We start from the raw sequence: 15283 nt of genomic DNA, 5'->3' as shown, positions 1-15283 counted from the left end.
GCGTAGCAATAGCCCCCCGATTCTGCACGGAGACTGCCGATGCGCTTCTGGATCAAATGCACCCGCTTTGACAGCGGCAAGCCCTATCACGTCAATTTCTCGCTGGTCGGCGGGATGTGGCGCGACGGCGACAAGACCGTCCTGGAGTTCGTCGGCAGCGGGGCTCAGACAGTCGAGGTCCGGGAGACACCCGAGGAGATCCTCAACATCCACCTCGGTACATCGGGGGCGTCCGCTTCGTGAATCCGGTAACGAACACGGCCGGCATCGACGCAACTCCGGTGCCGGCCGATTTGCGAAAGGTCGGTTCGCACCCCGATCATTGGTATCCCGCGACCTGGTCGGACGAAGTGAAACGCGGGTGCGCCTTCGCTTCCTGCTTTGCCGGCGAACCCATCGTCATCGTTCGCACGGAAACCGGCGATCTGTTCGCACTGGAAGACCGCTGCGCCCATCGGCAGGTCCCTTTGTCGAAAGGCGTGGTGAAGGATTGTCACCTGCACTGCTGTTATCATGGCTGGAGCTACGACGCGTCCGGCCGCTGCGTCGATGTCCCCTATCTCGGCAAGGAGAAACTCCCGAACGGCGTACGCGCCTATCCCTGCTGCGAGCGGGACGGTATCGTGCTGGTCTGGCCCGGACGGCTTCCGGCCGAGCCACCGCCCGCAACTTTGGGCGCTGCGGCCGATCTCAGCTACAAGACGCGCCGCTTCGGCCAGATCGTCAACTGCCACTACACGTTCATGCACGAGAACCTGATGGACATGAACCATCAGTTCCTGCACCGGCGAACGACAGGCAAGGTCGGCCCGCGTTATCTCGGCAAGCGATCCGGCGAGGGCTGGATGGAGCTGGACTACAGCTTCCGTCGCCCCGGCGAACGGGCACCGATCGGCGAGAGCATGATCGTGGGCCACCTGCGCTCCGCATCGGCGGCACCGCGCGATCTCATGACGATCCGGACCGAATACCCGCACCAGTCCTTGCGCCTCTGGACGTCTGGCGAGAAGCCTGTCCTGCACGTCTGGCTCGGCTATACGCCGGTTGATGCCGGTCAGCGCAAGAACAGGACTTTCATCGTGCTATCGGTGTTGCGGCCGAGAATTCCAGGCTTGCTCGAGATCGTCTGGCCGTTCCTTTGCAAATTCACGGATCGCGTCTTCGACGAAGACCGTGAAATCGTCGAGATGGAACAGGTCGCCTACGACGCCCAGGGCGGCGATTGGAACCAGGAGGTGTTTCCCGCAATCCGTGAACTGAGAGAACTGCTCGCATGTCAGGGATTGCATCACGCCCGCTAGCGCAGGCGGCATAAATTTCGGATTATTCGATAATCACCTTTTGCCACTGTTTTGCCCGACGAGTCAAACGGTTTTGCGGATCGTCGAGAGTCTCGCGGAAAGCGCTGCATATCGCGCGCCTGTCGCCGGTTGCACGGGTGATCGCCGCTTCCTGCCGAAAAAGGCCCAACGTGTGGTCCCCTCGCCACCCGTCTACTGTGCATGGGGTTGTTTTTCATATTTTTGCTTGGGCACTCGCAGGCGCCAAAGAAAAAGCCCGGCCTCGCGAACGAAGCCGGGCTCTGTCGTCTTGCGACGCTTCGAAAGATCAGCCGCGGGTGCGCGAGCGGATCATGAAGCTGTCGTAGGTGTATTCGGCGACCTGCCACCACAGATATTCGTCCGAGCGGTAGGCCTGCATGGCGTCGATCGACTTCTTGAAGTCGGGGTTCTTGGCCGAGATCTCGGCCCACAGCTCGTTGGTCGCCTTGAGGCAGGCCTCGAGCACTTCGTTGGTGAAGGGACGAAGCTGGGTGCCGCCGGCCACCAAGCGCTTCAGCGCAGCCGGGTTCTGCAGGTCGTAACGCGCGGCCATCCAGCTGTTGGCGTTCGCGGTCGCGTTGGTCAGGATCGCCTGGTAGTTCTTCGGCAGCGCATTCCACTTGTCCAGGTTGGCGAAGGCGTGGACCATCGGACCGCCCTCCCAGAAACCCGGATAGTAGTAGTACTTGGCGACCTTGGCGAAGCCGAGCTTCTCGTCGTCATAGGGGCCGACCCACTCCGCCGCGTCGATGGTGCCCTTCTCCAGCGCCGGATAGATGTCGCCGCCGGCGAGCTGCTGCGGCACCACGCCGACCTTCTGGAGCACCTGGCCGGCGATGCCGCCGATGCGGAATTTCAGACCCGAGAGATCGGCGACCGTCTTGATCTCCTTGCGGAACCAGCCGCCCATCTGTGTGCCGGTGTTGCCGCAGGGGAAGCCGATCACGTTCGCCTTCTTGAAGAACTCGTTGCCGAGCTCGGCGCCGCCGCCCTGGTACCACCAGGAGTTCTGCTGGCGCGCATTGAGGCCGAACGGCACCGAGGCGTAGATCGCCCAGGTCGGGTCCTTGCCGACGTAATAGTAGGACACGGTGTGGCTCATCTCGACCGTGCCGTTGGAGGTCGCATCCAGCGCCTGCAGGCCCGGAACCACTTCGCCGGCCGCGAACACCTGGATCTGGAACTTGTTGTCGGTCATCTCGGCGACGTACTTCGCCAACTGCTCGGCGCCGCCATAGATGGTATCGAGCGATTTCGGAAAGCTCGACGTCAGGCGCCACTTCACCTCGGGCGAGGACTGCGCAATCGCCGGCGAGGCCACCGCGGTCGCCGCCGCCCCTGCTGCCGACACTTTCAAGAAATCACGACGCTTCATCTTCAGGTCTCTCCTTGCTGGGGCGTTTTCCCCGACGTCTCTTTTGCCGCCGCTAGTCTCGGCGATGCGTGATGGCCGCGTCGAACCGAAGGCGCTTGACTGCCGCGGCCTTTAGCACGGAAGCTCAGCTTTCGGAACGCGACAATGGCATGACGGAACTGTACGAAAGTCGCATGCCTCGAGGGGAAGGCTTTAGCCTGCGGAAATTACGGATTTGAGCTGGTCCCGGATCTGGCCCGCGATGGCGCGATAGATCGCCGCATGGGGCCCGTCCGGCTCGCTGTCGACCACCGGTTTTCCGGCATCCGAGGTCTCGCGAATCGCCATGTGCAGCGGGACCTCGCCCAGGAACGGGACGGCGAGCTTCTCGGCCTCGTGTCGCGCTCCGCCATGGCCGAAAATGTCCGATTTGGTGCCGCAATGCGGGCACTGGAAATAGCTCATGTTCTCGACGATGCCGAGCACGGGGACGTTCACCTTCTTGAACATGGCAAGGCCCCGACGCGCGTCGATCAGCGACAAATCCTGCGGGGTCGAGACGATGACCGCGCCCTTCAACGGCACATTCTGCGCGAGCGTGAGCTGCGCATCGCCGGTGCCCGGCGGCATGTCGACGACCAGGACGTCGAGCTTGCCCCACTCGACGTCGCGCAGCATCTGCGTCACCGCCGACATCACCATCGGACCGCGCCAGATCATCGCGGTCTCTTCCTCGACCAGGAATCCGATCGACATGATCGACAGACCAAAACGCCTCAGCGGAATCATCTTCCGCTCCTCGTTCAACTCGGGCTTTTCGTGCAGGCCCGTCAGCCGCGGCACCGAGGGACCGTAGATGTCGGCATCGAGCAGCCCGACCTTGAGGCCGAGGTCGCGCAGACCAAGCGCGAGGTTGAGCGCGGTGGTCGACTTGCCGACCCCGCCCTTGCCCGAGGCCACGGCGATGACGGCGGAAATGCCGGGAATCTCGGACTGCCGCGACATCGGCGAGGTGCCGCCCTGCGGTGGCCGATGGGCATGGGCCGGCTGCACCCCAGGTGCACCGCGGCTCGGCGGCGGCGGTGGTGCGCTCCCCGGCTTGCGATCGGCGGTCAGCGCCACCATGGCCGTGGTGACGCCGGGAATGGCACGGACGGCGGCCTCAGCCTCGGCCCGAACCTGCTCCCAAGCCCGCGCCTCCGCGGCATCGACATTGATCGAAAAGAACACCTTGCCGTCACTGGCGCTGATCGCGCTCAGCACATTGGCATTGGTGAGCGCCACCCCGCGCGGCGACTTGATCCGGCTGAGGCTGTCGAGAACCTGTTGCTGCGTCACGCTCAAAGCGCATCTCCTAAAGTCACGATGCGACCCATTAGAGCGGAAACGCCCAAAAGGCTACTGCCTGCCGATATCGCCGGCCGTCTCGACCGGGGCCGCCGCCCCCTGCTCCTTGGCCGCCTCGTAGTTCAGCTCGATCATGACCCCATTGGGGTCGTGCACGAAGATCTGCCAGAGGTCGCCGCCGGGCACCTGCCGGGAATCGAATTTCATCCCCTTGCCGCTCAGCCGCTGCCTCATGCCGTCGAAACCGCGGCTGGCGAAGGCAACGTGATGGACAACGCCTGAATCGGGCTTTTGAGCCTCGTCCGTCACGGAAATGTCGACGAGGTGCACCACCGGCTTGCCCTCGCTGTACATCCACGCACCCGGGAAAGCGAAATTGGGCCGCGGACCGTTTTCGAGACCCAGCACGTCCGAATAGAAGCGGATCGTCTCGGCCAGTTTCCGGGTCCTGATGTTGAAATGATCGAGCACCCCGACGCTCACGGCCATGCCTTCACTCCCTTTTTCTTTACGTCCTTGTCCGCTCATCCTAGCACAGGAGACCTTCAAACGAAGCCGTTGCCCTCCGGCCTCAAGGGTTTATGGTGCGCCCCCGATCCGCCCTTTTTGGGCGGAACCGCCAAAAACCCGCGATCGTGTGGGCCGGCTGTCTCAAAGGCCGGTCACAACCGCAAGAACGCCCAAGCACAAGCAAGGTCACCCATATGGCTAAAGTCGCTTTCCTCGGTCTCGGCGTCATGGGCTTCCCCATGGCTGGCCACCTCGTCAAGAAAGGTGGCCATGAGGTCACCGTCTACAACCGCACCGCGGCCAAGGCGAAGGAATGGGCAGACAAGTTCGGCGGCAAGACCGCGCCTACCCCGAAGGCGGCCGCCGAGGGCCAGGATTTCGTGATGTGCTGCGTCGGCAACGACAATGACCTGCGCGCGGTGACGATCGGTCCCGACGGCGCGTTTGCCGGCATGAAGAAGGGCGCGACCTTCGTCGACCACACCACCGCCTCCGCCGAAGTCGCACGCGAGCTTGACGCGGCTGCCACCAAGGGCGGCTTCAAATTCGTCGACGCCCCCGTCTCCGGTGGACAGGCCGGCGCCGAGAACGGCGTCCTGACCGTGATGTGCGGCGGCTCCGCGGACGCCTATGCCGGCGCCGAGCCGGTCATCGCGGCCTATGCGCGGATGTGCAAGCTGCTGGGGCCTGCGGGCTCCGGACAGCTCACCAAGATGGTCAACCAGATCTGCATCGCCGGTCTCGTCCAGGGCCTCTCCGAAGGCATTCACTTCGCCAAGAAATCGGGCCTCGACGTTGCCGCCGTGATCGACACCATTTCCAAGGGCGCCGCGCAGTCCTGGCAGATGGAGAACCGCTACAAGACCATGAACGACGACAAGTACGATTTCGGCTTCGCCGTCGAATGGATGCGCAAGGACCTCTCGATCTGCATCGCGGAAGCCCGCCGCAACGGTGCCAACCTCCCGGTGACCGCGCTGGTCGATCAGTTCTACGCCGAAGTCGAGAAGATGGGCGGCAAGCGCTGGGATACGTCGAGCCTGCTGGCGCGGCTGCAACGCTGATGGCCGTTTAAAGCAGACCTGTCTTGCTGATCGCGATCGCCGCCATCTTCGTCATTGCCTACGTGGCGATCGCGCTCGAACATCCGCTCGGCATCAACAAGAGTGCGGCCGCGCTGATCGGCGCGGTTCTGCTCTGGACTGTGTACGCGGTCACGATCGGCAACCACACCCTGGTCGGACATCAGCTCGACGAATCCGTCGCCGCGACGGCGCAGATCGTGTTCTTCCTGATCGGCGCCATGACGATCGTCGAGGTCATCGACGCCCACAACGGCTTCGAGGTCATCACCTCGCGAATCCACACCACGAGCCAGGTTCAGCTCATGTGGCTCGTCGGATTCGTGACATTCTTCCTGAGTGCGGTTCTGGACAACCTGACGACCACCATCGTCATGGTCTCGCTGATCCAGAGACTGATCGCCAGGCGCGATGACCGCCTGCTGTTCGCCTCCCTCATCGTAATCGCCGCGAATGCCGGCGGCGCCTGGACGGTGATCGGCGACGTGACCACGACCATGCTGTGGATCGGCGGACAAGTCTCGCCGGTGAACATCATGGGCGCGGTGTTTCCGGCTTCGATCGCCAACCTGCTCGTGCCGCTCGCATTCATCAGCTTTTCGCTGCGGGGCAAGGCGATTGCGCCGCCGCCGAAGGAAGACCGGCTGCAAGGGATCGAGCTGTTCGAGCGCAACCTGATGTTCTTCCTTGGGCTTGGCGTGCTGATCGCCGTGCCCGCCTTCAAGACGCTCACACATCTGCCGCCCTTCATGGGTGTTCTGCTCGGGCTCGGCATCGTCTGGCTGGTCGGCGAAATCATCCATCGCGACAAGGACGAGCACGTGCGGAAGCCCCTTACGCTCGCGCATGCGCTGACCCGGATCGACATGAGCTCGATCGTGTTCTTCGTCGGCATCCTGCTCGCGGTCGCCTGCCTCGAGCATGCCGGCCTCTTGACGATGCTGGCGAGATGGCTTGAAACCACGATCGGCCGCCAGGACATCATCGTCGTCCTGTTGGGCCTGCTCAGCGCCATCGTCGACAACGTGCCGCTGGTCGCCGCGACCATGGGCATGTACGACCTCGCGCACTACCCGCCCGACACCTTCATCTGGGAGTTCATCGCCTATTGCGCCGGCACCGGCGGCTCGATCCTGATCATCGGTTCGGCCGCCGGGGTTGCCGCCATGGGGCTCGAGAAGATCGAGTTCTTCTGGTACGCCCGCCGCATCGCGGGACCGGCGCTTGCCGGATATCTGGCCGGGGCCGTGGTCTATATCGTGCAGCACGCAGCAATGCACTGAGCCGGCCATTCGCCGCAGCTCGACACGTCGAATTAACTCCCCGTTAACGCAATTCTTTAGCTCCTTAAGTCAGCTCTTAAGGATTTGTTGCCAGAGATAGAGAATGCAGAAGGCCCGCGTCGGCGTGGGCAGGAATTCGTGTTGCTTGATGAGTAACCCCGCTGAAAAGCCCGAGGTCGTACAGCTTCCGGCCGAGCCGGCGAGCGTGCCATCGGCGAGTAGTCGCCGGGCTGCGGCGCAGCGGGTTCGCGAGGCACGCGACAAGTTAACGTCGACCAGCGGAACACGGCCCGCCTTCGACAGCGAAATGCTGCGCCAATATGCGCAGACGCGGCTGTCGGCCTCTTACGTCGTGATGTTGCTCGTGGTCGCGACCGGCGTGCTGTTCGGGCTCTGGATGCAGCCGGTTCCCGCGGCGCTCTGGACGGTCGGTATGCTCTGCGTCCACGCTGCCATGATCCGGAGCTGCCGCCGCTATCTTGCCGAACCTACCTCACCCACGATCACCCGCAAATGGCGCACGCGATTCGTCGTGCTCGACCTGCTCTACGGCCTGTGCTGGATGGCGATCCTGATCCATCCCGTGTTCGACGTCGTCACGGAAACGCTGATGATGTTCCTGATGCTGCTGGTGATCGCAGTGTCGAGCATGCTGGCCGCTAACTTGCCGATTGCCGCGCTTGCGGCCACCGCGCCCGTTGCAGTCGCGATGGCGTTGAGCTTTGCGATAAGCGGCTCGCTGGACAATTACATCCTGGCGGCGCTGTCGCTCGGCGCCGAAGGCTATTTCGTGCTTCTGGCGCACCGGCTGCACTCCTCGACCTTCGCAACGCTGGAAGCGCGCGCGGAGAAGGACGCGCTGATCGGCGAACTCGAACAGGCCAAGGCAATTTCAGACGAGGCGCGGCACCGCGCCGAATCCGCCAACGTCGCCAAGTCGCGCTTCCTCGCGCAGATGAGCCACGAGTTGCGCACGCCGCTGAACGCGATCCTCGGTTTCTCAGAGGTGATGAAGAGCGAGATTTTTGGCCCGCATCAGGTCGCCGTCTACAAGGAATATTCCGCCGACATCCATAATTCCGGTGTACATCTGCTCAATCTCATCAACGAGATCCTCGACCTGTCCCGGATCGAGGCCGGCCGTTACGAGCTGAACGAGGAAGCGGTGTCGCTGGTGGGCATCGTCGCCGACTGCCATCATCTGATGAAGCTGCGCGCATCGAGCCGTGGCATCACCATCCACGAGGTCTATGAGCAAGCGATGCCGCGGCTGTGGGCCGACGAGCGAGCCATCCGCCAGGTCGTGCTTAACCTCTTGTCCAACTCGATAAAGTTCACCCCGCAGGGCGGCGAGATCTGGTTGAAAGTCGGCTGGACCGCTTCGGGTGGGCAATACCTCTCGGTGAAGGATACCGGCTCGGGCATTCCCGAAGACGAAATCCCGGTCGTTCTCGCCTCCTTCGGCCAAGGCTCGAACTCGATCAAATCGGCCGAACAGGGCGCAGGCCTCGGCCTTCCCATCGCCAAGAACCTGATCGACATGCACGGCGGCACGTTCACGCTTAAATCGAAACTGCGCATCGGCACCGAGGTGATCGTCACCTTCCCGCCGGAGCGCGTGATGAGCGCGCTTGCACCGATGACGGAAGAGGCTCCGCCGCTGCAGCCCGACGGCTCCGGTGTCACGGACGAGAGACGCCGGCCGCGCCACAAGCCGATCATGAGTGCAGGCACGGGCTCCTGAGAGATGCTTGCAGAACTGCCCAGCGATCCTTCATTATGCGGGAATGAGCAAAGACACTCCGTGCGTCGCCGTATGCATGATCGATCCCAAGACAAAGCTGTGCTTCGGCTGCGGCCGCACGCTGCCGGAGATCGCGCGCTGGCACGCCATGGAGCGCGCGGAACGGCTTGCCCTCATGGCGCAGCTTCCGGCGCGCATGGCGAATGCTGGACTTTCACCGATCGGTTCAGCGCCGAAATCCGCCTGACGCCGGGAAACGGAGGTGCGCGATGAGCCGCCTCTTCCTGGTGCTGTTCCTGTTGACCGCGACCGCCGGCGCCGTGGTCGCCTACAGGGACCCCGAGCAGGTCGCTCGCGCCAGCGACACCGTGTCCGATCTCATGCGCCACCGCACCAGCCTGAAGACGCGGGCCGTCGAAGTCCAACGCGGCCGCGGCGGCGAATTCGCGCTGCAGGCGCGGATCAACGGCGTGCCTGCGCCCATGGTGGTCGACACCGGCGCGACCTCCGTCGTGCTTACCTATGAGACAGCGAAGGCAGCGGGCCTCCCGCTGGAACTGCTCGACTATAACGTCGACGTCGAGACTGCCGGCGGCCGCACCAAAGCGGCGCGCCTGACACTGGATCGGCTCGCGATCGGCAAGCTCGTCGAGCGCTCGGTGCCCGCACTGGTGGTGCCACACGGCACGATGAAGACCAACCTGCTCGGCATGACCTTCCTCGACCGCCTCGAGCGCTGGGAAGTCCGCGCCGACCGCCTGATGCTGCACGGCTACCCCTAGGCACAAACGACGTGGCCCGACCACCGAAAGATCGCGGGTGTGTCATTTCCATCTATTTACAAACCGTCCAGTCGGTTTATAACAAAGTCTCATCCCGGATCGGGGTTGGACAAGCGCTGCGTTCACGACGCGGCCCAGTGGGAGATTGAGAGTTATGAATGCCAGAGCCGCACGACGTCGCACGGTTTGCGCCTTGCCCTTTGCCGTCGCGCTGACCGCAGGCGGCGCAAGCGCCGCTGATCTTTCGGCGCGCTATGCCGCGCCGGCTTCCGCCTACACGGCGCCTACGCCGGCCTATTCGTGGACGGGCCTTTATGCCGGCTTCAACGCCGGCTACGCCACGAGCGGCGATGACGCCTACAACAACCTCGTCGGCACGAGCGGCGGCAAGGTCAAGGGCGCCGTCGGCGGCGTCCAGATCGGCTACAACTACCAGCTCTCACCGATGTTCGTGGTCGGTATCGAGAACGACTTCGAGGGCGGCGACATCAAGAATCACGACGCGCTCAACAGCGCCGCCGTCAGCGTGCCCTGGTATATGACGGGTCGTGCCCGCGCCGGCATCGCCACGATGGACTCGCGGCTGCTGTTCTTCGGGACTGCAGGTCTTGCCACCGGCGAATTGAAGGACGGCCCGATCAACAAGATGAAGATGGGTTGGACCGCGGGCGGCGGCGTCGAATGGGCCTTTCTGCCCAAATGGTCGGCCAAGGCCGAATATCTCTACACCGAGTTCAAGCACGACGATCTGCAGGATTGGAATGCCGCAAAATTTCACAGCTTCCGCGTCGGCGTGAACTATCATTTCGACCTGTTCCGCTGACCGAACGACGAGGAGCCGGATCGCCGATCCGGCTCCTAGCCTTCAACATTCAGAGGGTGTCGCTATTCCGCAGCTTCCGCTACCGCACGATCGCTGACGCGCGCGATCGCATCACGAAGGACGTCGAGCCCGGCCCCTGGCCTCACGCCATGCTCGGCGAGATGGCGGCGGAAGGCACGCGCGCCAGGCACGGCATGGAACGCGCCGACGAAATGGCGCGTGATGGCGTGCAGTCGTGTGCCCCGCGCAAGCTGCTCCGCGATGTAGGGCATCATGGCTTCAAACGCAGCCTGCATCGTCGCATGCGGCGCGACCTCACCGAAGAACTCTGGATCGACCGCAAGCAGCCGCCATGGATCGTGATAGGCGGCGCGCCCCAGCATCACGCCATCAACGTGGGCGAGATGTGCTTTCGCCTCATCGATGCCGGAGATCCCGCCGTTGATGATGATGGGCACGTTAGGCATTGCCCTCTTGAGGCGATAGACGCGATCGTAGTCCAGCGGCGGGATGTCGCGGTTCTCTTTCGGCGACAGGCCGTTGAGCCAGGCTTTTCGGGCGTGCACGATCAGCGCGTCAGAGCCTGCCGCGACCACCGCGCGCGCTAGCCGATCGAGCGCGATTTCCGGATCCTGATCGTCGATGCCGATGCGGCACTTCACCGTCACGGGCACGCGCACGGCGCGCTTCATCGCATCGATGCAGGTCGCCACCAATTCCGGCTCGGCCATCAGGCACGCACCGAAGCGGCCGTCCTTTACCCGGTCGGATGGGCAGCCGACGTTGAGGTTGATCTCGTCATAGCCGAAGTCCGCACCGATCTGTGCCGCGAGCGCAAGCTCGCGCGGATCCGACCCGCCAAGCTGGAGCGCCACCGGATGCTCGGAGGCGTCGAATGCCAAGAGCCGCGCCCGGTCGCCATGAATGACCGCGCCGGTCGTCAGCATCTCCGTATAAAGCAGCGCGCGCCGCGTCAGATGACGGTGAAACACCCGGCAATGCCGGTCGGTCCAATCCATCATGGGTGCCACAGAAAAGCGATAATAATCTTGCGACTTCAACCGGTTAACTCGCCCTCCCAAGTGAAACCACGAAGGTGTTCGCTTGGAGCTGACTATTGGAATCTCTTCGTGCGCATCCATCGCGCAAAAGCGCTTCCCGTTCAACCGGAATAGGGATCGAGTCGATCCAGCAAGAGCCAAGCTGATCACACGTTTAGCGACGAGATCGATCGGCATCGCGCGTCGGCGTGTATTTGTCCAACACCGCAACCGCCGCTTCAAATTGGACACGCAGCTGACCGGATCAAATAATTGCAACGACATCTGGCGCGACATCGAATCGAAGCTCGCGCACGTCGGCGTAAGACGACGGCAGTCACCTCGGTCTCGACGGGAGCACTGTGTCCATTTATTTTAATCATAAAATATTTGGCCAGGCCCGGGATACAAAGCGTTTCTCGGCGGCTCTTCGGAGATGGCCACCTTCGTTGCGAATTTCTAGCTAAAGATCGCAAATCCGGCCACGGGCGACCCAAGCGGCGGCGGTCCGCCTGAACCTTGAATTTACTTTTGGCACAAACTATTCTGCCCAAGCATTCACGAAGCCGTCAGCGTTCGACAGGCAAAAGCTCCCAGGAGATTCGATTTGGCACTCGCAAAGGAGTCCCCGCCCGTTTCGACCAAGAACGGGGCCGATCCGGAGGCCGATTACAGGGCCCAAACACGGCTCTGGCTCCGGCTGCTGGCGTGCACGACCCTCATCGAGGGCGAGCTGCGACGCCGGTTTCGCGAGGAATTCGATTTCACGATGCCTCGCTTCGATGTTCTGGCCCAGCTCGACCGCGAGCCGAGCGGACTGGTGCTCGGAGAGCTGCCCAAGCGGCTGATGGTGTCCGCCGGGAACCTGACGCCAATCGTCGAACGCCTGACCGAGGACGGGTACATCACCCGCACGCCATCGACGCTTGATCGCCGCGTGCAGATTGTCTGCATGACCGTCGAGGGCCGAAAGGCTTTCAGGCGCATGGCGAAGAGCCATGGCTCATGGCTCGCGGAACTGCTGGCGGAATTCCCAGCTGACAGGCTCGACGGCTTGATCGGGGAGCTCGACAAACTCAAGGGCGTCGTTAGAGACTCGCTGGAAAAGCCGTGAAGCCACGTGGCATCAGTGGCTAACGCCGCGCTTTGACTCCTGCCGCCTCGCGATCCCACGTATCGGTCGTCACACCCGCGTCGCTCAGTACGCCCTTCTTGATCTTGCCGTTCTCCGTCAGCGGCATCTGGCTCACGATCCGCACGTAGCGGGGAATGGCAAAATAGGCGATCCGCCCCTCGCAATGGTGGATGATCTCGACCGGCTCGAGCGATTGATCGGGCTCAAGCAGAATAGCGGCGGCGACCTCGTCTTCGCCCAACTCCGACGGCAGCGGATAAATCGCGCAGGCTGCGACCGCGGGATGGGACTGGATGGCCTGCTCGACCTCCCATGAAGAAATATTCTCACCACGCCTGCGGATCGAATCCTTCATGCGATCGATGAAGCGATAGTGCCCGTCCGGATCGCGGACCACTCGATCGCCCGAGTGGAACCACAGGTTTCGCCAAGCCTCGACCGTCTTCTCCGGCATGCCGAAATACCCGGTCGCGAATGCAAAAGGCTCTTTGGCGCGAAGCAGCAGCTCTCCCGCCTGCCCGTCAGGAAACTCGGAATCGTCGGCATCGACGATCCGGGCTTCGATACCTTCGGCGAGATATCCCATCGTCCCCGGGCGATCAGACGGGATCGCGCCTGCGAACACGAAATTGGTCTCCGTCGATCCGTAGCCATCGACCAGGGGCACGCCGAACCGTTCAAGAAACGGCCCGTGGATTTGTGGGGGCACGCCGCCGCCGAGCGCAACGCGAAGCCGATGCGCTACGTCGCCTTCGGTCCTCGGCTGCGCCAGCAGCATCGATGCCATGGCTCCGAGCAGATAGCCGACGGTCGCATCGTGCCGTCGCGCGGCAATCCAGAACCCGGAGGCGGAGAATTTGGGCTCCAGCACGTAAGTGCATCCGTTCAGGACGGCCTGATAGAACGCATTCAGCGCGTTGGTGTGGAACAGCGGCAGCGTCGTGAACAGCACATCGCCCTCACGGATGCCCAGTGCCCGCGCCGAATAGATGCCCCACCAGAACAATTGCGCCTGCGGACAGCACACGCCCTTGGCGGGGCCGGTCGTGCCGGACGTGTAGAGAATGGCCACGGTGTCGCCGGGACGTGCGATACTGGCAGTCGCTCGGTCGCCGAGAACGGGCAGCGGGACTGGCGAGATCTTCGCGCTGTTTGTCTTGGCGGCGGTCCCGATCATCCAGACCTGAGAGGGAAGCTCGACGTCCGCTTCGACCGTGTCGATCGCGGCAAGGAACGGCGCTTCAACCACCAGGAGCGAGGGACGCGAATTGCGGAGGATGTGGGAGAGCTGGAAACCGCGCAGCGCCGTGTTGATCGGCACCACGATCGCGCCGAGCCAGGCGCATCCGAGATAGATCTGAAGAAATTCCGGCCGGTTTGAGCACATCAGCGCGACCCGATCGCCGGGCTTGATCCCGGCGTCCGCGAGGATTTGGGCAGATGCTGCTGCAATCGCCGCGGTCTGTGCGTAGGTCCAGCGCGTCTCCCCCGAGACCAGCAGGACATGGTCGCCGTAGCGTTCGGCCTGTCTCGTAAGGATGGTGGAGAGTATCCGATCGGACGATGGAAACAGTTCGACCGCGCGAGCCCAGGCCGGCGCCTCGCCCCCCTGCCCGACCCCTGCCTGCACGTTGCCCTCCGTCATATGCGCCTCGCTCAGGGCAGCAGCTTATATTTTCCGTCTTCGATCTGAACCAAAATGCGCGCACGATCGTCGACACCGTGCCGATCCGCCGGCATGTAAGTATAGACGCCTTGCGTCCCCACCACATTCTTGGTCGTGAACAGAGCCTCGCGCAGCGCGGTGCGGAATTCGGGCGTGCCCGGCTTGGCGCCGGTCGCGACCGCCCGCTTGGCCGCATCGACGAAGACCAGCCAGCCATCGAACGAATAAGAGGAGAATGAGTCCGTCGGCATCTCGCCATTCGCCTTCTCGAAGGCCGCCCGGAAATCCAGGGCAACCTTTTGGATCGGATTGCTGGCCGGAAGTTGCTCGGCAGCGGTCACCGGCCCGGTCGGGCAGATGATGCCGTTTGCGGCCTTGCCTGCCAGGCGCAGGAAATCAGCGCTTATGAGCCCGTGATTGCCATAAAGAGGCCCCTTGTAACCGCGCTCCGACAGAGCGATGACCGGCAATGCACCGGGCGTTCCGGTGCCGCCGAGCATGATCGCATCAGGGCGAGCGGCAAGCGCGCGCAATACCTGGGCAGTCACCGACGAATCGGATCGTGCATATCGCTCGTTCGCGATGACCTTGATGTCCGCCGCCTTGGCACTTTGCGAGAGCGAGTCGTACATCAGATCGCCGAACGCGTCGGAGAACCCTATGAAGGCGACGGTCTTCAGCCCGCGTGCCTTCATATGATCGACGATGCCCTGGACGAGGAGCGGCGTCGGTTGTGGCGTCTGCACCACCCAGGGACCGCCGTCGCCGGCCGGCACCGGCGCGATCGGGGACACGGCGATCATCGGGATCTTCATCTCGATCGCCGCCGTCGCCATCGCGAGCGTCTGGGGTGCGCCGGACGTGCCAATGAGGATATCGACCTTCTCCTGCTCGACCAGCTTGCGGGCGTTGCGCGCCGAGGCCGTCGGATCGGAGCCGTCATCAAGCTGGATGAGACGGAGCTTCTCGCCGCCGACCTCGTCGACATACGCCTCCCCAGCCGCGATTCCCTTCGCGTTCGGAATCCCGATCGACGACACGGGCCCGCTGAGGCCGGTGACGAAACCGACCAGGATCTCCGCCTGCACGGCTTGGGGAACAACGAGGAGCAGCGCGGTGGTGGCGAGCAGGCTCTTGATGACGTTCATGCACTTATCTTTCGTGAGCGGTTTCTTCTTTTATGCAAGCGCCATCT

15 protein-coding genes are annotated in these 15283 nt (G+C 63.2%); 9 read left to right on the top strand and 6 right to left on the bottom strand.

Features of this window, described 5'->3' with window-relative positions; translation table 11 throughout:
• Nucleotides 1–39 precede the first annotated feature (39 nt).
• Both Q3C01_RS36190 and Q3C01_RS36185 read left to right on the top strand, forming a co-directional pair.
• On the top strand, nt 40–243 hold the full coding sequence (locus Q3C01_RS36190) for a hypothetical protein (protein WP_458150058.1): 204 nt from the start codon (nt 40–42) through the stop codon (nt 241–243).
• Complete coding sequence (locus Q3C01_RS36185) at nt 240–1301, top strand: Rieske 2Fe-2S domain-containing protein (RefSeq protein WP_458150057.1); 1062 nt, start codon at nt 240–242, stop codon at nt 1299–1301. The genes Q3C01_RS36190 and Q3C01_RS36185 overlap by 4 nt, the downstream gene beginning before the upstream one ends.
• Nucleotides 1302–1608: 307 nt before the next feature.
• Here the strand turns inward: Q3C01_RS36185 and Q3C01_RS36180 are convergent, their stop codons facing one another.
• The 3 genes from Q3C01_RS36180 to Q3C01_RS36170 form a co-directional block, all read right to left on the bottom strand.
• On the bottom strand, nt 1609–2697 hold the full coding sequence (locus Q3C01_RS36180) for a TRAP transporter substrate-binding protein (RefSeq protein WP_458150055.1): 1089 nt from the start codon (nt 2695–2697) through the stop codon (nt 1609–1611).
• Between the two features lie 192 nt (nt 2698–2889).
• Nucleotides 2890–4020, bottom strand: a complete 1131-nt coding sequence (locus Q3C01_RS36175; RefSeq protein ID WP_458150054.1) for an Mrp/NBP35 family ATP-binding protein — start codon at nt 4018–4020, stop codon at nt 2890–2892.
• 54 nt (nt 4021–4074) lie between these two features.
• Nucleotides 4075–4512 carry a VOC family protein gene (locus Q3C01_RS36170; protein WP_458150053.1) on the bottom strand — a complete coding sequence of 146 codons (438 nt, stop codon included), beginning with the start codon at nt 4510–4512 and terminating at the stop codon, nt 4075–4077.
• A 215-nt stretch (nt 4513–4727) separates the two neighbouring features.
• Here Q3C01_RS36170 and Q3C01_RS36165 point away from each other — a divergent pair, with 215 nt between their 5' ends.
• The 6 genes from Q3C01_RS36165 (at nt 4728) to Q3C01_RS36140 (ending at nt 10247) form a co-directional block, all read left to right on the top strand.
• On the top strand, nt 4728–5597 hold the full coding sequence (locus tag Q3C01_RS36165) for an NAD(P)-dependent oxidoreductase (protein WP_458150052.1): 870 nt from the start codon (nt 4728–4730) through the stop codon (nt 5595–5597).
• 23 nt (nt 5598–5620) lie between these two features.
• The gene (gene nhaD, locus Q3C01_RS36160; protein ID WP_458150051.1) at nt 5621–6898 is read left to right on the top strand and encodes a sodium:proton antiporter NhaD; all 1278 of its coding nucleotides are present in this window, start codon (nt 5621–5623) and stop codon (nt 6896–6898) included.
• A gap of 148 nt (nt 6899–7046) precedes the next feature.
• Nucleotides 7047–8642, top strand: coding sequence for a sensor histidine kinase (locus Q3C01_RS36155; RefSeq protein WP_458150050.1), 1596 nt, complete (start codon nt 7047–7049; stop codon nt 8640–8642).
• A gap of 43 nt (nt 8643–8685) precedes the next feature.
• Complete coding sequence (locus tag Q3C01_RS36150) at nt 8686–8889, top strand: DUF1289 domain-containing protein (protein ID WP_458150049.1); 204 nt, start codon at nt 8686–8688, stop codon at nt 8887–8889.
• Nucleotides 8890–8911: 22 nt separating this feature from the next.
• Nucleotides 8912–9424 carry a TIGR02281 family clan AA aspartic protease gene (locus tag Q3C01_RS36145; protein ID WP_458150047.1) on the top strand — a complete coding sequence of 171 codons (513 nt, stop codon included), beginning with the start codon at nt 8912–8914 and terminating at the stop codon, nt 9422–9424.
• Nucleotides 9425–9578: 154 nt separating this feature from the next.
• On the top strand, nt 9579–10247 hold the full coding sequence (locus Q3C01_RS36140; RefSeq protein WP_458150046.1) for an outer membrane protein: 669 nt from the start codon (nt 9579–9581) through the stop codon (nt 10245–10247).
• A 62-nt stretch (nt 10248–10309) separates the two neighbouring features.
• On the opposite strand, the gene dusA is transcribed toward Q3C01_RS36140, so the two are convergent.
• Entirely contained in the window at nt 10310–11389 is a 1080-nt protein-coding gene (gene dusA / locus Q3C01_RS36135; RefSeq protein WP_458150045.1) for a tRNA dihydrouridine(20/20a) synthase DusA, read from the bottom strand.
• A gap of 505 nt (nt 11390–11894) precedes the next feature.
• Between dusA and Q3C01_RS36130 the strand changes: the two genes are divergently transcribed.
• Nucleotides 11895–12401: a MarR family winged helix-turn-helix transcriptional regulator gene (locus Q3C01_RS36130; protein WP_458150044.1), complete on the top strand. Its 507-nt coding sequence runs from the start codon at nt 11895–11897 to the stop codon at nt 12399–12401.
• A gap of 19 nt (nt 12402–12420) precedes the next feature.
• Here the strand turns inward: Q3C01_RS36130 and Q3C01_RS36125 are convergent, their stop codons facing one another.
• Nucleotides 12421–14067 (bottom strand): ATP-dependent acyl-CoA ligase, encoded by a 1647-nt coding sequence (locus Q3C01_RS36125; protein ID WP_458150043.1) that lies wholly within the window; start codon nt 14065–14067, stop codon nt 12421–12423.
• Nucleotides 14068–14078: 11 nt separating this feature from the next.
• Complete coding sequence (locus Q3C01_RS36120) at nt 14079–15236, bottom strand: ABC transporter substrate-binding protein (RefSeq protein ID WP_458150042.1); 1158 nt, start codon at nt 15234–15236, stop codon at nt 14079–14081.
• Between the last annotated feature and the right edge of the window lie 47 nt (nt 15237–15283).

This window comes from Bradyrhizobium sp. UFLA05-109 (assembly GCF_054185165.1).
Note: the sequence above shows the minus strand (reverse complement) of the source record. Positions and strands in the feature narration are given on the sequence as shown.